The sequence below is a fragment of the Namhaeicola litoreus genome (genome assembly GCF_042679565.1).
GTDB lineage: Bacteria > Bacteroidota > Bacteroidia > Flavobacteriales > Flavobacteriaceae > Namhaeicola > Namhaeicola litoreus.
The window spans coordinates 570,334-593,056 of record NZ_JBHTMY010000003.1 but is presented as its reverse complement, the minus strand read 5'-3'; the positions used below and the strand labels follow the sequence as shown (position 1 = coordinate 593,056).

19 protein-coding genes, 1 tRNA gene and 1 other RNA gene are annotated in these 22,723 nt (G+C 34.0%); 5 read left to right on the top strand and 16 right to left on the bottom strand.

The features are described from left to right. Positions 1 to 209 precede the first annotated feature (209 nt). Together uvrA and ACFQ39_RS09915 are read left to right on the top strand one after the other, a co-directional pair. Positions 210 to 2,993, top strand: coding sequence for an excinuclease ABC subunit UvrA (uvrA, locus tag ACFQ39_RS09920; RefSeq protein WP_377178577.1), 2,784 nt, complete (start codon positions 210 to 212; stop codon positions 2,991 to 2,993). Positions 2,994 to 3,070: 77 nt separating this feature from the next. Further along, positions 3,071 to 4,921, top strand: a complete 1,851-nt coding sequence (locus ACFQ39_RS09915; protein WP_377178575.1) for a hypothetical protein — start codon at positions 3,071 to 3,073, stop codon at positions 4,919 to 4,921. 28 nt (positions 4,922 to 4,949) lie between these two features. On the opposite strand, the gene ACFQ39_RS09910 is transcribed toward ACFQ39_RS09915, so the two are convergent. The 9 genes from ACFQ39_RS09910 to ACFQ39_RS09870 form a co-directional block, all read right to left on the bottom strand. Further along, positions 4,950 to 5,633, bottom strand: a complete 684-nt coding sequence (locus ACFQ39_RS09910; RefSeq protein ID WP_377178573.1) for a hypothetical protein — start codon at positions 5,631 to 5,633, stop codon at positions 4,950 to 4,952. Between the two features lie 61 nt (positions 5,634 to 5,694). Next, a tRNA-His gene (locus ACFQ39_RS09905) sits at positions 5,695 to 5,770 on the bottom strand. A 74-nt stretch (positions 5,771 to 5,844) separates the two neighbouring features. Then, complete coding sequence (bshB1, locus tag ACFQ39_RS09900) at positions 5,845 to 6,561, bottom strand: bacillithiol biosynthesis deacetylase BshB1 (protein ID WP_377178571.1); 717 nt, start codon at positions 6,559 to 6,561, stop codon at positions 5,845 to 5,847. 151 nt (positions 6,562 to 6,712) lie between these two features. Next, on the bottom strand, positions 6,713 to 8,251 hold the full coding sequence (locus ACFQ39_RS09895) for a YifB family Mg chelatase-like AAA ATPase (protein WP_377178569.1): 1,539 nt from the start codon (positions 8,249 to 8,251) through the stop codon (positions 6,713 to 6,715). Positions 8,252 to 8,298: 47 nt separating this feature from the next. After that, the gene (hppD, locus tag ACFQ39_RS09890; protein WP_377178567.1) at positions 8,299 to 9,453 is read right to left on the bottom strand and encodes a 4-hydroxyphenylpyruvate dioxygenase; all 1,155 of its coding nucleotides are present in this window, start codon (positions 9,451 to 9,453) and stop codon (positions 8,299 to 8,301) included. A gap of 12 nt (positions 9,454 to 9,465) precedes the next feature. After that, complete coding sequence (locus tag ACFQ39_RS09885; protein WP_377178565.1) at positions 9,466 to 10,623, bottom strand: homogentisate 1,2-dioxygenase; 1,158 nt, start codon at positions 10,621 to 10,623, stop codon at positions 9,466 to 9,468. A gap of 114 nt (positions 10,624 to 10,737) precedes the next feature. Next, on the bottom strand, positions 10,738 to 10,974 hold the full coding sequence (locus ACFQ39_RS09880; protein ID WP_377179986.1) for a NifU family protein: 237 nt from the start codon (positions 10,972 to 10,974) through the stop codon (positions 10,738 to 10,740). A gap of 20 nt (positions 10,975 to 10,994) precedes the next feature. Then, positions 10,995 to 12,119, bottom strand: a complete 1,125-nt coding sequence (locus tag ACFQ39_RS09875) for an Mrp/NBP35 family ATP-binding protein (protein WP_377178563.1) — start codon at positions 12,117 to 12,119, stop codon at positions 10,995 to 10,997. 65 nt (positions 12,120 to 12,184) lie between these two features. After that, positions 12,185 to 12,535, bottom strand: coding sequence for a 4Fe-4S binding protein (locus ACFQ39_RS09870; protein WP_377178561.1), 351 nt, complete (start codon positions 12,533 to 12,535; stop codon positions 12,185 to 12,187). Positions 12,536 to 12,588: 53 nt separating this feature from the next. Here ACFQ39_RS09870 and ACFQ39_RS09865 point away from each other — a divergent pair, with 53 nt between their 5' ends. Beyond that, on the top strand, positions 12,589 to 13,644 hold the full coding sequence (locus ACFQ39_RS09865; RefSeq protein ID WP_377178559.1) for an acyl-CoA reductase: 1,056 nt from the start codon (positions 12,589 to 12,591) through the stop codon (positions 13,642 to 13,644). A gap of 232 nt (positions 13,645 to 13,876) precedes the next feature. Here ACFQ39_RS09865 and folE read toward each other — a convergent pair whose 3' ends face one another. From folE to ACFQ39_RS09850, 3 genes are all read right to left on the bottom strand, one after another. Then, a complete protein-coding gene (gene folE, locus ACFQ39_RS09860; protein WP_377178557.1) occupies positions 13,877 to 14,545 on the bottom strand; it encodes a GTP cyclohydrolase I FolE in 669 nt (222 codons plus the stop codon). Positions 14,546 to 14,603: 58 nt separating this feature from the next. After that, positions 14,604 to 16,370 (bottom strand): histidine--tRNA ligase, encoded by a 1,767-nt coding sequence (gene hisS, locus ACFQ39_RS09855; protein WP_377178555.1) that lies wholly within the window; start codon positions 16,368 to 16,370, stop codon positions 14,604 to 14,606. Positions 16,371 to 16,445: 75 nt separating this feature from the next. After that, the gene (locus tag ACFQ39_RS09850; RefSeq protein ID WP_377178553.1) at positions 16,446 to 17,006 is read right to left on the bottom strand and encodes a DUF4126 domain-containing protein; all 561 of its coding nucleotides are present in this window, start codon (positions 17,004 to 17,006) and stop codon (positions 16,446 to 16,448) included. Positions 17,007 to 17,107: 101 nt separating this feature from the next. Here ACFQ39_RS09850 and ACFQ39_RS09845 point away from each other — a divergent pair, with 101 nt between their 5' ends. Further along, positions 17,108 to 18,514 (top strand): M20/M25/M40 family metallo-hydrolase, encoded by a 1,407-nt coding sequence (locus ACFQ39_RS09845; RefSeq protein ID WP_377178552.1) that lies wholly within the window; start codon positions 17,108 to 17,110, stop codon positions 18,512 to 18,514. A 3-nt stretch (positions 18,515 to 18,517) separates the two neighbouring features. On the opposite strand, the gene rny is transcribed toward ACFQ39_RS09845, so the two are convergent. The 4 genes from rny to ACFQ39_RS09825 all read right to left on the bottom strand — a co-directional run bounded on the left by rny (position 18,518) and on the right by ACFQ39_RS09825 (position 20,913). Further along, a complete protein-coding gene (gene rny / locus ACFQ39_RS09840; RefSeq protein ID WP_377178550.1) occupies positions 18,518 to 20,071 on the bottom strand; it encodes a ribonuclease Y in 1,554 nt (517 codons plus the stop codon). Positions 20,072 to 20,120: 49 nt separating this feature from the next. Then, a non-coding RNA gene (gene ssrS / locus ACFQ39_RS09835) (6S RNA) lies at positions 20,121 to 20,225 on the bottom strand. A gap of 48 nt (positions 20,226 to 20,273) precedes the next feature. After that, positions 20,274 to 20,567 carry a cell division protein ZapA gene (locus ACFQ39_RS09830; protein ID WP_377178548.1) on the bottom strand — a complete coding sequence of 98 codons (294 nt, stop codon included), beginning with the start codon at positions 20,565 to 20,567 and terminating at the stop codon, positions 20,274 to 20,276. A gap of 7 nt (positions 20,568 to 20,574) precedes the next feature. After that, entirely contained in the window at positions 20,575 to 20,913 is a 339-nt protein-coding gene (locus ACFQ39_RS09825) for a hypothetical protein (protein WP_377178546.1), read from the bottom strand. Positions 20,914 to 21,026: 113 nt separating this feature from the next. On the opposite strand from ACFQ39_RS09825, the gene ACFQ39_RS09820 reads away from it, so the two are divergent. Then, positions 21,027 to 22,721, top strand: a complete 1,695-nt coding sequence (locus tag ACFQ39_RS09820; protein WP_377178544.1) for a M23 family metallopeptidase — start codon at positions 21,027 to 21,029, stop codon at positions 22,719 to 22,721. The last annotated feature ends 2 nt before the right edge of the window (positions 22,722 to 22,723 follow it).

Sequence of the window (22,723 nt, the reverse complement as noted above, 5' to 3'; positions counted from 1 at the left end):
CTATACTATAAGCACAAATTTTTTAGGTTAATAAATACAGGGGAGACTAGTTCTGTTCTCTTAGTCTCTGGACAAATATAAATACATATTTAGTTAATAAACAAATTTTTTGTAAAAATATTTTATAGAAATTAACATTTTTTCAGTTTTTATTAACAAATCTATCTCACTATCTTTGTCATTTCCTAATCTCAAATCCGCTAGAAACGTTGAAAAATAAAGACTTCAGAGATCATATCTTTATAAAAGGAGCATCAATACACAACCTAAAAAAAATTGATGTAAAAATTCCAAGAAATAAGCTCGTTGTTATCACCGGACTCTCCGGATCGGGTAAATCTAGCCTCGCTTTTGATACTTTATACGCAGAAGGTCAACGAAAATATGTAGAAAGTTTGAGTGCATATGCTCGACAATTTTTGGGAAAACTAGACAAACCGAAGGTAGAATTTATCAAAGGAATTTCTCCTGCCATCGTTATTGAACAAAAAGTAAACAGCACAAATCCGAGATCGACTGTAGGTACAACAACAGAAATTTACGATTATTTAAAGTTACTTTTTGCAAGAATCGGGCGCACTTATTCGCCAATTTCGGGAGAAGAAGTGAAAAAAAACACGGTCACTGATGTTATAGAATACACAAAAGCATTACCTGAAAATACAAAGTTACTGCTACTCTCTCCTATTGTTTTAGATAAGAATAAATCTTTAGATAAAATGTTGGCTGTTTATCAGCAACAAGGTTTTTCCAGGATTCAAATAAAAGGTGAAATAGTTCGTATAGAAGGTTTTAAAGATTTTAAGGAGAAAAATGTCTCTTTGGTAGTTGACAGATTAGTAACACAGGATGATGAGCATTTTTATGCGCGAATGGCAGATTCCGTGCAAACTGCATTTTATGAGGGAAAAGGTAATTGTATCATTCAAAATTTATCAGATCAATCCTCTAAATCATTTTCAAGTTTATTTCAACTAGATGGATTAGATTTTTTAGAACCAAACGTACACCTATTTAGTTTTAATAATCCCTATGGAGCTTGTCCTAAATGTGAGGGTTACGGAAATGTGATTGGTATTGATGAAGACTTGGTGATCCCTAATTCTGCTCTATCTATATACGAAGATGCCATCATGCCCTGGAAAAGTGATTCATTCATAAATTATAAAGAAGATCTAATCTTAAATGCCTATAAATTTGATTTTCCAATTCACAAACCATACTTCGAATTAACAGATGAACAAAAGCAAGTACTTTGGGAAGGAAATAAATATTTTAAAGGATTGAATAGATTCTTCAAATTTATAGAAGAAAAAAGTTACAAAATTCAGTACAGAGTAATGCTCTCTCGCTACAGAGGAAAAACGAAATGCAGTACATGTAAGGGACTTAGACTTAGGCCGGAAGCCAATTATGTCAAAATTGACCAACATACAATTTCAGAATTGGTAGAATTACCCGTTGATGAATTGACTATCCTTTTCGATAATTTATATTTAACTGATAAAGAAAAAAAAATAGCCAACAGATTGTTGATCGAAATTCAATCTAGGTTACACTTTTTATGTGATGTGGGATTAACATATCTCACATTAAACCGTAACTCCAATTCACTTTCTGGCGGAGAAAGTCAGCGTATAAACCTTGCCACATCTTTAGGAAGCAGTTTAGTTGGATCGTTGTATATTTTAGATGAACCAAGTATTGGGTTACATTCTAGAGACACCGAAAATCTTATCAGAGTTTTACAAAAATTAAGAGATTTAGGAAATACAGTGGTGGTGGTTGAACATGATGAAGATATTATGAAAGCCGCTGATCATATTATCGATATTGGTCCGGAAGCCGGAACCCATGGAGGAGAACTCGTTGCTGAAGGAGATTTTAAACAAATACTGAATTGCACATCCTTAACTGCAAAATACCTCGGTGGGAATATGGGTATTGAGGTTCCCAAACAAAGAAGAAAAACTGATAAGTTTATAAAAATTAAGGGAGCTCGAGAGCATAATCTCAAGAATATAGATGTACAAATTCCTTTAAATATTTTAACCGTTATAACGGGTGTTTCCGGTAGTGGTAAAAGTACTTTAGTGCGCAATATTCTTTATCCTGCCATGCAAAAGAAACTTATGCAATATGGAGAAAAAGTAGGGCATTTTTCTGGATTGGAAGGAAATTTTAATCATTTAAAAATGATTGAATTCATCGATCAGAACCCTATTGGAAGATCGAGTCGTTCAAATCCAGTAACCTATATAAAAGCATTTGATGATATTAGGTCACTTTTTGCAAGTCAAAAACTATCTAAAATGAGGGGTTATAAAACCAATCATTTTTCATTTAATGTTGAGGGTGGCAGATGTGAAACCTGTAAAGGCGATGGTGAAGTTACCATAGAAATGCAGTTTATGGCCGATGTACATCTTGAATGTGAGACCTGTAAAGGAAAAAGATTTAAAAAAGAAATCTTGGAAGTGAATTTTGAAGGTAAAAATATTTACGATATTCTTTCATCTACAGTAGATGAAGCCATTGAATTTTTTACAAATAAAAACCAACCTAAAATTGTACAAAAATTAAAACCGCTATTTGACGTGGGCTTGGGTTATGTTCAACTTGGCCAAGCTTCCTCAACACTTTCCGGCGGAGAAGCCCAAAGAATTAAACTAGCCTCTTTCCTGGTTAAAGGCAATTCTGCGAAAAAAACATTATTTATTTTTGATGAACCGACCACAGGATTGCATTTTCACGATATTCATAAATTATTAAAATCATTTAATGCGCTTATTGATAAGGGCCATTCTGTAGTAGTGATTGAACACAACATGGATTTGATCAAATGCGCAGACCACATCATAGATTTAGGTCTGGAAGGTGGAAAAAATGGCGGTTATATAGTAGCAGAGGGAACACCTGAATTAATTATCGAAAATAAAAAATCGTACACCGCAAGATATCTTAGAGACAAGATTTCACTTGTTAAAAATTGAAATATTTTAACGGTATTTATAGGTATAATCTTATGTTTTATTAGCACCTTTACGTCTTATTAGAACGAACATAGATTATGATAAATAAAACACACACCTTCCATATTCCTGTCATGGGTATAGGCTTCACGCTTGATTCTCCATTAAAAGTAGCTCATCTCGGCATTGATTCTGTCATTTCATTGGTAGATGATATCCTGATTGAAAAAATGAGAAAATTTTACTCAGAAAAATATTTAATTCCATATAAAGAAATTAGTGATAAAATTGAAGATTTTAGAGCAAAACGCATTACTTCCTATCTTAATTTACTAAATGATCTAGTTGAAAGTAAATTTGATGAATTAAAAAATATCACTCACCAAAAGAGTATCGAATTACAACAATACTTTAATCTTCTTCCAGGAGGTTCTTCCCTAAAAAAGGACTTTGATGAACTTTTTAGTAAGAATTTTCCAAAAAAAGATATTCAAAAGTGGTTAGACAAACATCTAAAAATTGGAAGTATTGATGTGAATATCATGACCAAAATTGATAAAGAGAATTATTTTAATGGAGAAAAATTACCCGCCGAATTTAACGATGCTCATGCAGCTCTTCGAGGTTTTGCTGAAAGTAAATTGAGTTCTTCAGTAATTCTATCAGCAGGTATGAATCCCAGGCTTTATAGTTATTTAGAGCAGTTTAGCGATTTTTATCCAGATCAAAATGGCTATATCAAAAAGAAAGTAGTTCTTAAAGTGAGCGATTACAGATCTGCTTTAATACAAGGGAAATTTTTGGCTAAAAAAGGAATATGGGTTTCAGAATACAGAATTGAATCTGGCCTAAATTGCGGAGGTCATGCTTTTGCTACTCAAGGGTTTCTCTTGGGACCAATTTTACAAGAGTTCAAAGATAATAGAATTGAATTGAAACAGTCTGTACAAGAAATTTTATTTCAAACACTAAGTTCTAAAAACAAAGTCGTGCCAGAAGTTAATCTTGAGTTGAAAATATCTGCGCAAGGCGGTGTTGGAACCCACGAAGAACAAGCGTTTTTAACTAAACACTATCAAGTTGACTCTGTTGGATGGGGGTCACCTTTTCTTTTAGTACCTGAAGCTACTACTGTAGATGAAGAAACTCTTCAAAGGTTAGAAAAAGCAACAGAATCAGATCTTTACTTAAGCAATATTTCGCCATTGGGTGTCCCTTTTAACAATTTAAGAGGAAATACGAAGGATGCCGAAAAAAATGCCAAAATTGAAGCAAACCGACCCGGAAGTACTTGTCCTAAGCAATATGTTGCTCTAAACAAAGAACTTACTAAAGATCCAATTTGTACAGCTTCAAGACAATATCAAAGGTTGAAAATAAAAGAATTAGAAAAACAAAATTTGAACGAAACCGATTTTTCTGAACAGTTCAATCGCATAGTGGAAAAATCTTGTATTTGTGTTGGATTAGGAACTTCTGCTCTAATGACTTATGATATAGATCATAAAACGGAAGGAACAGGTGTTTCTGTTTGTCCCGGGCCCAATATGGCATATTTTTCTAAAAAGATGAGCTTAAGTGAGATAACTGATCATATTTATGGAAGAGCTCAACTAATTAAAAATAATTACAGACCTAACTTCCTATTGAAAGAATTGAATTTATATGTTGATTATTTCAATAATATGGTCAAAGAATCAATTCAAAATATTTCGGAAAAACAGACTAAAGTATTAAATACCTTTGGAGAAAATCTAAATTCTGGAATTTCGTATTATCAAAAAATGTTTGGAGAAATGAGTGAATATTTCTCAGATTCAAATCAGAAAATTCAAAAAGAATTAGAGAAGAGTAAGACCGAGCTCGACCAAATCTATCAAGACCTCGAGTTCATGATATCTAACCTTCAATTAAAGAAAGATCAACAAACTATTACCCTTCCATCTTAAATAAAGATGAAAGAGAAAAAGGGATAAATTACTGTTTTTCAGCACTTAAATTTGCAATAGCCTCTTTTGCTAAAACAAAATCAGGTTGAATCGTAATTGCTTTTTCAAAACTTGTTTTTGCAACGGGGTTTTGTTTTAACTCGGCAGCATTTAATCCTTTTAAATATTGTATCGCTGCTATTAATTCAACCTCCTGGTTATGATTCTGGTTAATCGCATAACTTACCGTATAATTTCCGGTGTCATTTAATTTCTCAACCTTTTGAATGGTAGCAAAAGATTCTGGATACCTTTTTAGAACATACTGTAAATTGGCCAAGCTAAACCCGTGATAATTATCATTTGATTGAGCAAATAGTTTAGCGAACGATTCAGCAGCTTTATCATATGCACCTATTGCTTCCAGCGAAAATGATTGAAGTTCTAATGTTTTAATATCATTAGGCTTGTTTTTAAGGATTTCCTGGGTAATCACAAAACAAGAACCATATTTTCTTTCCGCATAATATAATAAAGCCAAACTATCTTTGTACTGACTTTTATCTCCTTCTAGGACGATCAGTTTTAACATGCTGTTTTTTACAGAGGCCGGATCACTATAATCCTTTGCCTTTTCAAGTATTTTCTTTTCTAATTGTATGGCTTCTGCATTGTTTTGCGCATAGGCACTTACAAAAAGAAGCATTACTATTCCGCTGAAGATTTTTTTCATTATTTTAACCTTTATTTAATTAAAAAATAAACGCCCAATGCAAAATTGGGCGTTTTAATTTGGGTGGAAGACCGGTCTCGAACCGGCGACCTCTAGAACCACAATCTAGCGCTCTAACCAACTGAGCTACAACCACCATGGTTTTTGTTACTTGGCTTTTTGCAAAGTGAGTGCAAATGTAATTAATTTCTCATTTCGTGCAAACAAAAAATTATATTAATTTATCCAAAGATGAAACAGCCACAAATCGCTCTGTAGTGAAGCCTTCTGCGTATTCTGTATTGATCAATCTGCCCAGGTCTCTGGCTCTGTAGGTTATACTTTCAGCAAAGTTTTTAGTGGCAATTGGAGAGATGGGTTCTTTGCTAACCGGATTGTAAAATTGACTGGTATATGCCATAACTGCTTGTACTTTTTTGGCAATAAAATCATTTACCTCTACTACAAAATCCGGTTGAATGTTTTTCCACTGAATATAGTGATAAACGAATTTAGGTCTCCAAGCTTCTTGAATATTTCCGTCTAATTCAGTTACAATTTTTCTCAAACCCGATAAAAAACAAGCATCACTCACTAGTTTGCTACCTTTCGGATGGTCTATATGTCGATCATCAATAGAATTACATAAAACGATTTCCGGTTTATATTTTCTGATCATTTTTATAATTTCAATTTGATTTGCTCTATCATTTTGAAAAAATCCATCAGCAAAACCCAGGTTTTCTCGTACCTCTACACCTAAAATATCAGCAGCATCTTTAGCTTCCTGATCTCGAATCTCTGCAGAACCCCGAGTGCCCAATTCTCCTCTCGTTAAATCGACAATACCAACCTTTTTACCAAAAGAAATTTCTTTAGCTAATGTAGCCCCACAACCTAATTCCACATCGTCCGGATGTGCTCCAAATGCCAATATATCTAGTTTCATAATTTTCAAAAAAGTAAAAGTAAAGCAATTCTGATGGAGTTCCAAGCTTGAAAGACATAAGTTTAAGCGGATATTTTTTCGATGTTTTTCATACTTTTTGAATGTAAAATCAATGGAATTAAACTAAAAGTTAGTCAAAGTATAAAATATATTATCCCAACCACCCTTCTCTATCTAAACTTCTATATTGAATGGCCTCTCCGATATGATGGGTTTTGATGTCGATAGATGCTTCTAAATCTGAAATCGTGCGCGCTACTTTTAAAATTCTGTCATATGCTCTAGCCGAAAGATTCAGCCTTTCCATAGCGTCTTTCAACATTTGCATGGAGTCTGTATTTAAAGTGCAAATCTCACGAATCATTTTTGCTGTCATTTGTGCATTGTAATGCACTTTGTCATTATCCATGAATCTTTTGGTTTGAATTTCTCTGGCCTTTATCACGCGTTCTCTAATGACCTCACTATTTTCACCTTTTCTTTCGTCTGTCAGTTTTTCAAAGGGCACGGGTTGCACTTCAATATGAATGTCGATACGATCCAACAATGGACCGGAAATTTTATTCAAGTATCGTTGCATTTCTACAGGACTATTCATTCCCGGTTTATCCGGATCCAAAAAATATCCATTTGGGCTAGGATTCATACTTGCAACCAACATAAAGCTACTTGGATATGTGACTGTAAATTTTGCTCTTGAAATGGTTACCTCTCTATCTTCCAATGGTTGGCGCATAACCTCTAAAACAGTTCTTTTAAATTCAGGTAATTCATCCAAAAACAAAACACCATTATGTGATAAAGAGATTTCTCCCGGCTGGGGATATGAACCGCCACCGACCAAAGCGACATCTGAAATTGTATGATGAGGCGATCTAAATGGCCTTTGATACATTAAACCTACTTCTCCTGTAATTTTACCTACAACAGAATGAATTTTTGTTGTTTCTAGTGCTTCTTGGAGTGTCATAGGAGGTAAGATCGAGGGTAATCTTTTTGCCAACATGGTTTTTCCGGAACCCGGTGGGCCAATTAAAATAATATTATGGCCGCCTGCAGCCGCAATTTCCATACATCGTTTTATACTTTCTTGTCCTTTGACATCAGAAAAATCAAACTCTGGATTTTGAATATGATCATAAAACGCCTTTCTAGTATCTATTTTTGTTGGAACTAGAACCCCTTTACCTTCAAAAAATTCTATGACTTCTTTGATATTTTCAACACCATAAACATCTAAGTTATTAACAATAGCGGCTTCGTTCACATTTTGAATTGGTAAAATAAATCCTTTAAAACCTTCTTGCCTTGCCTTTATGGCGATAGGTAAAACGCCCTTGATAGGCTGTAAACCACCATCGAGAGAAAGTTCTCCCATAATAACATAATCTTCTAGTATTTTGGTTTGAATTTGACCCGAAGCAGCTAAAATTCCCATAGCTATAGTAAGATCATAGGCTGAGCCTTCTTTACGCAGATCAGCAGGAGCCATATTGATGGTAATTTTTTTGCCCGGTAATTGATAACCATTATTTTTAAGTGCAGCTGAAATTCTATAGCTGCTCTCTTTGATAGCATTATCTGGCAAACCCACTAAATGGTAGGCATATCCCTTATCTATATTTACTTCAATGGTAATTGTGGTGGCCTCCACACCAAACACGGCACTGCCAAATACTTTTACGAGCATCGTTTATTATATCAATGCACGAAAAGTTATTTAGTTAACATGAAAAATTACAATGTTCCTCGTCTGGCCTGTTCTGCTTCGATAGATTCAAATAGTGCTTTAAAATTGCCTTTCCCAAAAGATTGAGCTCCTTTTCTTTGGATGATCTCGAAAAACAAAGTAGGCCTGTCTGTTAATGGTTTTGTAAAGATTTGCAACAAATAGCCTTCGTCATCACGGTCTACCATGATTCCATGTTCCTTTAAAAGAGTCAATTTTTCATCGATCTCTCCTACCCTTTCGCCAACTGTATCATAATACGTTCCCGGCACATAGAGAAACTCCACACCACGTTTTTTCATTTCACTTACTGTAAATACAATATCGTCTGTAGCAACAGCAATATGCTGACAACCAGGTCCTTGATAAAAATCTATATACTCTTCTATTTGAGATTTCTTCTTTCCGGCAGCAGGTTCATTGATTGGAAATTTAATCCTTCCATTTCCATTTGTCATCACTTTACTCATTAAAGCTGTATAATCAGTCGAAATATCCTTATCATCAAAAGTGATCAAATTGGCAAAACCCATGACTTCATTGTAAAATGTTGCCCAAACATTCATTTCTCCCCAACCTACATTTCCAACCATATGGTCGATGTATTTTAAACCGCATGGACTAGGATTGTAATCTGATTTCCATTCTACAAAACCGGGCAAAAAGGCACCTCTAAAATTCTTCCTTTCAACAAAAATATGAACAGTATCTCCATAAGTATGAATACCTGATCTTACAACTTTTCCATTTTCATCTTCTTCGGTTTTGGGTGAAAAATAAGATTTAGCACCTCTTTTAGTCGTTTCTTCCCATGCTTTTACAGCATCATCAACCCATAGGGCAATTACTTTTACGCCATCCCCATGTTTTTCCAGATGTTCAAAAATCTCTCTATTCTTGCCCGGCATAGGCGTGGTTAGTACCAATCTGATTTTATCTTGAACTAGCACATAACTTGTTCTATCTTTCAAACCTGTTTCCAATCCGGCATAAGCCAAAGATTGAAATCCCAAAGCTGTTTTATAAAAATGAGCTGCTTGCTTTGCATTGCCTACATACATTTCTACGTAATCTGTACCCAATAGTGGCAAAAAATCTTCTGCTTCTTCAAATATCTTTGTCAGACCGAAATCTATATTTTGCTTATTTTTCAAACTTTTCATAATTATTAAGGTTTAAATAATCCAAGATTTATAGTAATCTCCCACTTCCATTTCCATGGCTGCTTTTGTAATTTTTAGAGGATGAAAAGGATCTATCATAACGGCGAGTTCATCGGTCTTTGTTTTTCCTATACTTCGCTCTACAGCTCCGGGGTGAGGACCATGTGGAATTCCACCGGGATGCAAAGTTATCTGTCCTTTTTCAATATGATTTCTACTCATAAAATCGCCATCAACGTAATACAATATTTCTTCAGAATCAATGTTGCTGTGATGGTAAGGTGCTGGAATTGACAGCGGGTGATAATCGTATAAACGCGGCACAAAAGAACAAACAACAAATCCATTCCCTTCCCATTGCTGATGTACCGGAGGCGGTTGATGAATTCTACCTGTAATCGGTTCAAAGTCGTGAATGGAAAACGCATAAGGATAATTAAAACCATCCCATCCTACTACATCAAATGGATGATAGGTAAGTGTATATTCCCATAACATTCCTTGTTTTTTGGCTAAAACTTTAAAATTTCCTTTCTGATCTATCGTCTCTAAATTTTCAGGCAACCTAAAATCTCGTTCACAATATGGCGAATGTTCCAATAACTGACCAAAATTATTGCGATATCTTTTTGGTGTTACTATAGGACTAAATGATTCAATAAATAACAGACGATTTTCTTCCATATCAAATTCAATTTGATAGGTTGTTCCTCTTGGAATGATCAAATAATCTCCGTAACCAAATTTAATCTGACCATACATTGTCTTTAACAACCCCGAACCTAGATGAATAAAAAGCATTTCGTCGGCGTCACTATTGCGATAAAAAAATTCTTTAGAAAAAGTTTTGGGCGCTGCTAAACCTATATGCAAATCATTATTAACAAACAATGCTTTTCTGCTCTCAATATAATCCTCAGAAGATTGTAAAGAAAACCCCTTAAAACTAAGGGCTCGCATATTTTTTTCAATCGCGATAACAGGTGTGAGATCCCTTAACTGTTTCACTTCTGTTACCACTGTAGGAGGATGCAAATGATAAATTAGGGAAGACATTCCGACAAATCCGGCGGTACCAAAAAGTTCTTCTTGATACAGACCTCCATCAGGATTTTTGAATTGGGTGTGCCTTTTCGGAGGGATTTTACCTAATCGATGATATCGTGGCATAATACGAAGGGTTAAATTGATGCTAGATGAATAATTTGGCTATAATTACGTTATTCACAAATATAGCGAATAATCATTTAGCTTCCTAAATCAAACCCTCCGTTAAAATGAGAATTATTTAATTTCTTCTACTCTAGAAATTTGCGGAACATGCTTTTTTATGGTTGCTTCAACCCCATTTTTAAGTGTAAGTTGATTTACATTACAACCAGAACAAGCTCCTTCTAACTGAACTTTTACTACATCATCTACTACATCAATCAGGGTTATATTCCCTCCATCAGCAATCAGGTAAGGCCTGATTTCATCTAAAGCTTTTTCGATGTTCTTAATTAATTCTTCTTTCATCAATTCCTTTTTCAATTGCTCGTTTATTTTGTGCTACATCCAGACATCGTGGTTATTCTAACCACTTCTGTAGGCGGTAAAGTTTCATTTCTTTTAACCAATTCACTCAACATTTTCTTGGTTACCTCAGCAAATGCCTCTTCTAATTTTGAATTTGTCTGAAGCGCTACCGGGCGACCTACATCACCTGCCTCTCTAATACTTTGCACCAAAGGAATTTCTCCTAAAAATGCCGTATCTAAATCTTCTGCCAAATGTTTAGCTCCACTTTGACCAAAAATATAATATTTATTTTCTGGTAATTCTTCAGGTGTAAAGTAACTCATATTCTCCACAATTCCCAGAACAGGTACACTTATATTTTCTTGTTTGAACATCGCTACCCCTTTTTTAGCATCTGCTAAAGCAACAGCCTGTGGTGTACTCACAATTACTGCTCCAGTGACAGGGACAGATTGTACAATCGATAAATGAATATCACCAGTTCCTGGAGGAAGATCGATTAACATAAAGTCGAGTTCACACCAATGCGCATCAAATATCATTTGATTTAAAGCCTTTGACGCCATAGCACCACGCCAAATTACAGCTTGGTTTGCCTCTGTAAAAAAACCTAAACTCAATATTTTTACACCGTAATTTTCTATGGGCTTCATTTTTGATTTCCCATTAATATTGACTGCAAGTGGTCGCTCACTCATTACGTCAAACATAATAGGCATGGAAGGTCCATAAACGTCAGCATCTAAAATACCCACTGAAAAACCCATTTTGGCCAAACTTACCGCCAAATTAGCCGTTACTGTTGATTTTCCTACACCACCTTTACCTGACGCTACAGCAATAATATTCTTTATTCCCGGAATTTTTTTCTCCGGTACAATGCGAGGAGTTTTTGCATTCTCAACAATCACATTAACCTTTACATCTATTTTTTGATCTACTTGATCATGAATAACTTTCATGATCTCTACTTCAGTTTTTTTCTTTGCTTGCAAAGAGGGGTTTGATATGGCTACATCTACTATCACTTCTTTATCAAAAATTACAATATTTTTGATCGCGTCACTTTCTACCAAACTTTTTCCTTCGCCGGGGGCGCTAATGGTGTTTAGTGCATCTAATATATCTTGTTTCTTAAAACTCATTTTCTATTTTTTTATCAATCTTTTCAAATATACTTTAAAATCAGGGTTGGAACATTTATTTAATTTTACTCTTGATGTAAAAATTTCTTTTTAGCGAGTAACTGCTCCTCAGTTTCTACATGATCATCGTCAGGAACACAGCAATCTACAGGACAAACGGCCGCACATTGAGGCTCATTATGAAACCCCTTGCATTCTGTGCATTTATCTGTCACAATAAAATAAAACTCATCGCTTACCGGTTCTTGAGAAACATCGGAATTAACTTCTTTACCATCAGGAAAAATTACAGTTCCTTTTAAGTTTGTTCCTTGACTATATTTCCAATCATCCGAGGCTTCATAAATTGCATTATTCGGACATTCAGGTTCACAAGCACCACAATTGATGCACTCATCAGTTATCTTTATTGCCATCTATTTTTTAATTATTTTTGCAGCACAAAGATAACATTCATAAATTATATTTCATGCGACTAGAAAAGAGAATTGAGGCATTTAGTGAATTAGGCAGTTTTCTGGCACAATTTTCTGAGGATAAAGTTGAAATGAATAACTTGGTTAAAGGAAATGATTCTTTTTTTGATGATTTTTCAGATCAAATTAAAAATGCGCAGCATTACAATGGTTGGTTCACAGAAGAAAACATGCGCTTTTCTTTTGAAAATTGGGGAAAACTTTTGACCAAAGAAAATCTTGAGAATTGGTTATCGTCTTATCAATTTGATCAAAATAAGGAAAAGAATGTAGCCGTTATAACAGCCGGTAACATACCACTAGTTGGCTTTCACGATTTTTTATCTGTACTTATATCTGGTCATAAAATCACAATAAAACAATCTTCTAACGACTCACAATTACTTCCCTTAATTGCAAAATATTTGGAATTTGTTGCTCCAGAATTTAAAGGAAAAATTAATTTTACTCAAGACAGAATCAAAAGTTTTGATGCAGTGATTGCCACAGGAAGCAACAATACTGCACGCTATTTTGATTATTATTTTGGCAAATACCCAAATATTATCAGAAAAAACAGAAATTCTATTGCTATTTTGCGTGGGGATGAAACGAAAGAAGATCTAAAAGGTCTCGGTGAGGATATTTTTAGGTACTTTGGTTTGGGATGTCGAAGTGTTTCAAAACTATTCGTCCCAAAAAATTATAATTTCGATCCGCTTTTTAGAGAGATCTTACCCTATTCTTACTTAATGGAGTATAAAAAATATGAGAACAATTATACTTACAACAAAGCGGTGTATTTAATGAGCAAATTTCAATTGCTTGAGAATGGTTTTCTGATGTTGAAAGAAGATGCAGGTTATTCATCTCCTATTGCGTCTCTTTTTTACGAAAATTACGAAGATTTAAATGACCTTCAGCAAAGGCTTGACGCAGAAAAAGATAAAATTCAATGTGTGGTTGGGAAAGGTCAAATTGGTGAAATTCCCTTTGGTAAAACACAAACCCCATCTTTAAATGATTACGCCGATGGCTTAGACACTCTTTTGTTTTTATCGAATCTTTAAGCAGTAAGTATATATTTAATTCGATTTTGACTTATTTTTTCTGAAGAAACGCCAAAAAAAAATTACACCAGTTTTTTTGTTATTAAAAAATTTGCCTTTAAGAAAATTTCAACTGATCTAGACTTTCCTTTTTTTGAGATTAATTATTTTAGATCTCACTGATACTTTTTACAAACCAAAGAAAAACATAACGCTAAACAAAAAAACTATCTTCGGATAGTTTTTTTTGTTTTTATTCAAATGCTGTATCTAAATTGATGTAATCCAAAAATTCCCTTCTGAGAACTTCATTTGCTTTAAACTGCCCACCATATTCTGCAGTAACAGTGCTACTTGCAATGTCTTGAATCCCTCTTGAATTCACACATAAATGCTTTGCATCAATTACGCAAGCTACATCCTCTGTTCCCAAGGCTTTTTGCAAGGCTTGCACAATCTGCATATTTAATCTTTCCTGAACTTGTGGTCTTTTTGCAAAATATTCCACTACCCGATTCATTTTTGATAAACCTATCACCCTACCACTTGAAATATAAGCTATATGAGCTCGTCCGATAATTGGCAGCAAATGATGTTCACATGTAGAATATAGTGTAATATTCTTCTCTACCAACATTTCGCCATATTTGTAATTATTATCGAAAGTTGATAGTTTGGGCATTGTTTCCGGACTTAAGCCCGCAAATATTTCTTTCACATACATTTTTGCTACACGCAGGGGGGTTCCCTTTAAACTGTCATCCGATAAATCCATGCCCAATGTGTAGAGAATTTCTGCAACATTCTTTTCTATGGATTTTATTTTTTCAGCACTACTGAGTTCAAACGCATCTTCTCTTAGGGGAGTTTTTGCAGAGGTAGAAATGTGATCATCTCCTATTTCGTCTATCATTTTAATCATGTTATAAGATTGGGAAATTTTACTTTAGCCTACAAAAATACAACTTAAACTGTAATTTTTATTTATTTCCTAACATCAAAGCCAAATCATTCAAATCACAATTTGTTTGATCACCTCGAATCATATTTTTTAGGGTGTAAATTCCTTTTTCAATTTCTTCAACCCCAGCCATTACCACGTATTCAATTTCTCTTTTGTTAGCGTAATTCAACTGCTTTTTAAGTTTGTCTGCATTTGGAAATAACTCTGAGGATATACCCAGAAATCTTAGTCTTTTGATGGCTTTTAAACTATATAAAGCTTCGTCTTCTCCAAAATTAATAAACAACGCTTTAGGTTTTGGTATCTTTACTTTTTCAAATAAATTAAGTTCCTCTAAAACCAAATAAATCCTGTCTAAACCAAATGAAATACCAACACCGCTAATTCCTTTCAAGCCAAAAATACCAGTTAAATCATCATACCTTCCTCCTCCTCCCACGGAGCCCATTTCCACATTTTTTGCCTGAACTTCAAAAATTGCACCTGTATAATAGTTCAACCCTCTCGCCAAGGTTATATCGAGTAATAACTCTGAACTCTCTAGACCTAATTTTTCTAAATTCCGCAATACAAAGGTTAGTTCTTCAACACCTTTCTTTCCAATGTGAGAATCTTTTAACAAAGCATCAATTTGTTCTAATTTTTCAAAATTATCTCCTTGAAGTGTTAAAAGAGGTCTTACTTTTTCGATGGCATCGTCAGAAATTCCTTTGATTTTCATTTCTTCTGTCACCTTTTCAATACCAATTTTATCCAGTTTATCCAAAGCGACCGTAAAATCAATAAGCTTGTCAGATTCACCTATTAACTCCGCAATACCCGCTAAGATTTTTCTGTTGTTGAGTTTAATGATGACGGGCAATTTTAGTTCAGTAAAAACAGCATCGTACAGCTGAACAAATTCTACTTCTTGCCATAAACTATCACTACCAACAACATCTGCATCACATTGATAAAACTCTCTAAACCTACCTTTTTGAGGTCGGTCGGCTCTCCAAACAGGTTGTATTTGATAACGTTTAAATGGAAACGTAATTTCATTTTGGTGCTGTGCAACATATCGCGCAAATGGTACAGTTAGATCGTAGCGAAGAGCTTTTTCTGAAATTTCATTAGAAATATTCTTAGAAAACCGTTTACGATATTCAGACAGTTCATCAATAATCTTTCCATAAACCTCCTCTATGAAAGGGAAAAGTTTTTGCATTTCATTATTTTCTAACCTTTCCGAGGTATTTTCCGTTATTCCAATGTATTTATTAAAAAATTCAAATATTTTATCCTTAAAAAGCTCACTAATGCTACCTTCTAGAAATAATCGTTCAATTGATTTATGAGAATCAATATAACCAATGATTAAAGAAATATTCTGATTAACTCTGTATTGGTATTTTTCTTCAATGAAACTTTTTAATTCATTTTTATTTCGCTCTAATTCATAAAAATTTGGCTTTCTGCCTACTTCAATTTCAAATTTATCCAAATCATTTAAGACATCCTTAAAAATACGAGACACTGTTAAAGATAAAAGTTGGACTTCTCTAACAATATTTGATAATTCTTTGGTTTTAAAATCTCCCGAATTTAAAATTTTGAAAATCAATCGATCTCCTTCTTCACCATATTTTCCCATCAAGGTTGATGAATTCTCGAAACTAGGGGTTTCTATAGGTTGAAATCCAAATTTTAAAAACTCCTTTGAAATGGTCTGAAATAAATAGTTTCTTTTGGCAAGTTCTTCAGGACCAAAATCTCTAGTTCCTTTGGGTATATTGGGTTTCATTCAATTAATTTTTCATGATTCAAAACGCTGCAAATATCCAAAAAAAACATTGGAATACGGGAAGAAAATTACGATTTATCTAATTACTCTTTTCGTTTTTGAGTATAGTTTAAACATCAAAAAAAGTACTAAAACGACAAGTATAAATGCAATTAATGGCACAAACACAGCAGACAACGATAGTGCGCTCGAAATACCCGATTCTGTAGCCGAAACTACTGGATTAGCCAAACCGGCTGTAACCGTTGAAGAGGCTAATCTAGAGGTTGATGTTGCAGATTTTACCAAAGCGGCAGTTCCACCTCCAGCCAAAATAGCCAGAGAATAGGTAATCAAGGGATCAAATTCGCCAATTGTAGAAAGCATTATTGCCGAGCCCGCTATACCGGCAATTGGTATAGCGATGGTATCTAATAAATTATCGACAAAAGGAATAAAATAGGCAAATACCTCCACTACAGTTGCTACAGCAAAAGTTATGATAGAGGATATACCGCCAATCCACTCCCAATTTTCATTTAAATCAAAGTAACCAAAATGAGCAGCAATACTCACGACTAAAAACGGAATAAATATTCTAAAACCGACTGCTGATGCCAATGAAACGCCTAAAATCACACTAATTAATTGCTCCATAATAAAAGAGAATAAAAATTGAATTAAATTTAGCAAAATTAAATTGGTCTCAAGTCGGTTGCATATAAATTGTATTAACTTTATAGTAAAATGGTTTGAAAATGAAATTTCGATTTCTCTTTCTTTTATTTGTTTATCAATTTACTCTGGGCTATGCGCAAAAATCTCCCTACAGTTATCTCAAAATAAATAATGAAGTTTCCACCTTGGAAGTTTTACTGCAGAAGTATATTCAAATTCCTTCTGTTAGCGAAAATGAAAAAGAAGCCGGTGAATTTTTAAAAAAAGTTTGCAAGGAAAATGGATTAATTATTACAGATTTCGGAACGGAAAATGGCAATTACAATTTTGCAGCCTCCCTACATCCTTTAGACCTTAAAAAACCCAATATTGTTTTCCTAAATCACATTGATGTTGTCATGGAAAGCGAATCCTCTAAATTTGGACCTTATTCTGGAAAAATTGAAAATGGTAAAGTATACGGTCGGGGTGCTATAGACAATAAGGGAGCAGCAGTAATGCAATTGGGCGCTGTACTTCAGGCTCTTCAGTTAATCAATAAAGCAAATTCAAATTATAATGTAACATTTCTTAGTGTTTCATGTGAAGAAAATCAATGTAAAGGGGGGGCTGACTTTGTTGCTGAGCATTATTTGGATATACTTAAACCAGTTGTTGTTATTGGTGAGGGCCCATCAGAAATTAGCACAATCATTGGGGGTGATTTTAAACATGACATTTTTGGCATTTCAGTAGCACATAAAAGAACACTTTGGTTAAATCTAAAACTAAATATTGAAACGGCAGGACATGCAAGCATTACGCCCCATCATTATGCCAATAAGGACATGGTAAAGTCTCTTGAAAACTTGGTTAGCAAAAAGCCAAAAATCATATTTAATGATGTAAATGTAAATTTTATAAAATCTTTAGGAGAACATAAAAAAGGGATTGAGAAGCTATTCTTATCTCATCCAAAATTATTTAAAGTCTTTTTAGCAAGTCAGATTAGAGCACATCCTGAATTATTGGCAATTTATTCTAATACATTAACCCTAACCAATGTCTATTCAGATAATAACACATATAACAAAATTCCAAATACTATTGAGGCTTATTTAGATTGCAGATTACTTCCTGAAACTGACGAAACTGAATTCCTTAAGGACATAAAAAAAAGACTAAAAAACGATTCAATTTCAGTCAATATTGTTGAACAAACTCCTAGAACTTATCCATCAGGCAAGCAGAATATCTATTATCAAAATTTGAAAAAAGCTATCCAAATGAATTACGCTGGCGCCGAAGTAATTTCGGTTATCATGCCCAATTTAAACGATTTGGGTGTTTTTAGGTCAAAAGGTATTCCTTGTTATGCGACTATCCCAGTATATTTTACCAGAGAAGAGGTAGAAAACATCCATAATGTAGATGAAAATATCGCCATTAAATCGCTTTACCAAGGAACACAAGTCTACTATGACTTTATAGAATTGATGTTGGAATAAAAACTATTTCGCTACGTTTACAACCCTTGTCTCCCTAATCACAGTGATTTTCACCTGACCGGGATACGTCATTTCATTTTGGATTTTCTGAGAAATATTAAAAGAAAGTTCTGCGGCTTTTGTATCATCAACTCTTTCACTTTCTACGATCACCCTTAATTCTCTACCCGCTTGAATGGCGTAAGCCTTTTGTACACCTTGAAAACTAAAAGCTAGATCTTCCAATTCTTTTAAGCGTTGAATGTACGAATCGACAACTTGTCTGCGCGCACCTGGTCTGGCACCAGAAATCGCATCACATATTTGTACGATTGGAGCGTAAAGCGATTTCATTTCTATCTCATCGTGGTGAGCACCAATAGCATTGCAAACATCCGGCTTTTCTCCATATTTTTCTGCCCATTCCATACCCAGAATTGCGTGTGGAAGTTCTGTATCCGTATCCGGCACTTTTCCAATGTCGTGTAAAAGACCAGCCCTTTTGGCAATTTTTGGATTTAATCCTAATTCAGCTGCCATCACAGAACAAAGATTGGCTACTTCTCTCGAGTGTTGTAATAAATTCTGACCATAACTCGAACGGTACTTCATTCTACCCACTGTTTTGATCAATTCTGGGTGTAATCCATTAATGCCCAAATCAATTACTGTTCTTTTACCAATCTCAATAATTTCTTGCTCAACTTCTTTAGCAGTTTTTGCAACTACTTCTTCAATTCTAGCAGGGTGAATACGACCATCAGTTACAAGTTTGTGTAGAGCCAATCTCGCAATCTCTCTTCTTACAGGATCAAAACAAGATAAAATGATGGCCTCAGGTGTGTCATCAACTATAATTTCAACCCCAGTAGTAGATTCTAAGGTTCTGATATTTCTACCTTCTCTTCCAATAATCCTACCTTTTACTTCATCACTATCTAGGTTAAAAACAGATACACAATTATCTATTGTCTGCTCAACTCCAATTCTTTGAATTGTATTGAGAATAACTTTTTTAGACTCTTGTTGCGCGGTTAATTTTGCCTCTTCCAAAGTGTCTTGAATAAAAGCCATGGCGTCAGATTTTGCTTCATCCTTTAAAGTTTCCAATAACTCTTTTTTGGCATCTTCAGCTGATAAACCAGATATAGTCTCTAATTGCAAAACCTGGCTTTTGTGTAATTTATCAATTTCAGATTGGCGTTTTTCTATAAATTCTAATCGTTGTTGAAGCGACTTTTCTTTATCTTCTAATGATCTGGTAAATCTTTTGCTTTTATCTAATTCTTGAGAAACCATCGATTCTTTATCACGTATTCTCTTTTCGGCATCATTGATTTTTTTATCACGCCCAAGGATGACTTTTTCATGTTCTGCCTTTAATTCAATAAATTTTTCTTTGGCTTGTAAAATTTTATCCTTCTTTATTCCCTCGGCTTCTATTTTTGCTTCTTTGAGTATGGTAGCTGCCTGTTCTTGTACGTTTTTTAAAGTATTTGATGCTCTATTTTTTTCGATGAGTTTGGCTATTAAAAAGCCCAATCCCAGTGCGATAATCCCAACTATAATTGTTTCCATTTCTTGAATATTAAGTATAAAAAAAGCCCACATTAGCCTGGGGTTCATAAAACTCCATTAAAACAAGTTTAGGGTTAACAAAGTATTCAAGTATCCATAAAATGGCGCGCTTTAGCACTTCTGACTCACCCTTTTTAAATTGATCGTGTTGAGTTTTTCAAACAAATAACTAATGTAGGCAGTATTGTTGTATTTTAAGAACTTATTGTAAATGATTCGCCAAAACCTTATTTAGCTCATTTAACTTATTTTCGACATAAACGGTATCTTGACCTTTATGTATACTTTTTACTTCACTCATTGCAGCAAATTGAAGAGCGCACATAGCTAAAACATCTTGCTTGTCTCTTATTTCATAATTCTGCTCAAATTTCTTTACGAGTTCATTAATTTTTTTAACCGCTTTTCGCACCCCTTCTTCCTCTTCTTCATTTTTTATAGTCAATGGATAAACTCTATCTCCAATTGTAACCTTTATCCTAAGCTTATCGTCCATAACTACTTCATTCACTTAATTGGGCAATACATTTATCTATTTCACGAACCAAGGCGTTTATTTTCAGTTTGGTTACATGCTTATCTTCTTTGCTGCCTACAATTGCATTCGCAATTCTTGATGTATCTAATTTTTCCTCCAACTCAATAATTTCCTTTTCTTGTTGAGAAATTTTCATCAGTAAATCTTCTTTCTCCTTCAATAATTTCTCAAAAGATTGCTGCAAAGCATTGTGCTTTGATAATATTTTGGAAACATTGACTTCCAGTAAATCAACTGATTGTGATAAATTATTCATCAAACCAAAGAATCTAACATATGCAACAAAGTTAATATACCATTTCAAATAATACAACACTTTTATTTATTTAACAAAAAAATTGCGTTACACTGTTGTAAATCAATGTAGTAAATAAATATTTTTTCTTTTAATGGCTAATTACTAATTTAGCCCGAATTATGACTAAACAGCTCTCCCCCGTTTTTTTTATGGTCTTTTTTATTTACCATAGTTTTGGCCAACAAAACTATCCTAAAGACTATTTTATTAATCCTTTAGAGATACCATTAGTACTATCAGGAACTTTTGGTGAACTCAGATCAAACCATTTTCACGGAGGGTTAGATATTAAAACCCAGCAAGTTCAAGGACTGAAAGTTGTTGCTTCGGCCGAAGGATATATTTCCAGAATAAATGTAGCTCATTGGAGTTACGGTAAGGCGCTCTATGTAACTCATCCTAATGGTTATACTACCGTTTATGGTCATTTAAGAGAATTTTCCCCAGCAATTCAAGATTATGTCAAAAAACAACAATATTCCATGGAAAGTTATGAAGTTCAGTTATACCCTCAAGCAAATGAACTTTCTGTAAGCAAAGGAGAATTAATTGCATATAGCGGAAATAGCGGAAGTTCAGGTGGACCCCATCTCCATTATGAAATAAGAAATTCCAAAGCAGAACCACATAACCCATTGCTTTTTGGTATTTCCATTCCTGATCACAAATCACCTATTTTTAAGAATGCCATAGCCTATGCTATCAATGATAGTTCTCATGTTAATCAAATTACCGATCAAATTGAACTGGTACTCAAACCTAATAATTTGGGTAATCTAGACGCCAATACCATTTACGCTTATGGAAAAATTGGGTTAGGCGTTAATGTAACGGATAGACAAGATGGCGCCATTAATAATAATGGTATCTACAATTTAGAAATGGAGGTAAATAATAAAAAAATATTTCAATATACAGTAAATTCATTTTCTTTTTCTGAGTCGAGATATATCAATAATTTTTTTGATTTCGAACGATATGATCAAAAAAAACAAAGAGTGATTAAATGCTTCAAAGAGCCAAATACCCATCTCAGTGTTTATCAAAATTTAGTTAACGATGGATATCTTTTTATCAAAGACAGTACAGAATATAATGTAAAAATATCTGCTTTTGACTTTAAAGGAAACCAAACCGATTTGTTGTTAAAAATAGTTGGTAAAAAAGACTCCATTATTAAAAAGAAAAAAGAAAAAATTACACCTTATTATTTCCAGGCGGCAAAGCAAAACGAGATTAACGATAGTCTGGTGAAAGCTTTCTTTCCAAAAGATATTTTTTATAAAGACCTGTTTTTTGATTACAAATTTGAAGATGGTATAGCGAGTTTCCACAATTCATCCGTTCCAATTCATGGAGATTTCACTATGTCTTTTAATATTAAAAATTATAGTGAAGAAGACCTTAAACAGATGTATATCGCCAGAAAGAATTTCAACAAATTCTATTATCAAAAATCCTACAGAAAAGGAGATTGGCTCACAGCAAAAAACAACGAATTAGGCGACTATAAACTAATGCAAGACACCAATGATCCAATAATTACACCGGTAAATATTAAAGATCAACAAGTTTTGAACAGACAAAGCACGATTGTCTTTAAGATTTCTGATAAAGACTCAGGGATTAAATCATATCGAGGTGAAATTAACGGTAAATTTGCTCTATTTGAATATGACCCTAAAACCGGTAGGCTTGTTTACGACTTAAACGACAGAACCTGGGATGAGGACAACTATAATTTAACCCTTAAAGTAATCGACAATGTGAATAATTCGGCTACCTTTAGTGCCACATTCACAAAAAAGGATTAGGC